Consider the following 370-nt stretch of genomic DNA (forward strand, 5'->3'; position numbering starts at 1 on the left):
AGAGGTAGATTTTCCSTCCTGATGGATCGCAACTTTGGAACTAGGCGACTGTGTGGATCGATTACTTGTATTAACGCCGAATACTACTACTATTTTCCGCATATGAYCCACTTTTTGGYAAATAACTGACATTTCTACWGYTAATCYGGTCAAATTCAGGGRATTTCGCATGYTACAGACGGAATAGCAGGAGTTTCTGCATCTATTTCATTCCCTGAACCGACGCGGGGCTGAATAGAGGTAGATTTTCCCTCCTGATGGATCGCAACTTTGGAACTAGGCGACTGTGTGGATCGATTACTTGTATTAACGCCGAATACTACTACTATTTTCCGCATATGACCCACTTTTTGGCAAATAACTGACATTT

1 protein-coding gene is annotated in these 370 nt (G+C 42.3%); it reads right to left on the reverse strand.

The features are described 5' to 3' along the window. Positions 1-155: 155 nt before the first annotated feature. The coding region (locus AC1DUA_RS40990) for a hypothetical protein (protein ID WP_477505065.1) at positions 156-370 on the reverse strand (215 nt) is incomplete at its 5' end.

It is taken from the genome of Paenibacillus sp. 01T422 (assembly GCF_056398785.1).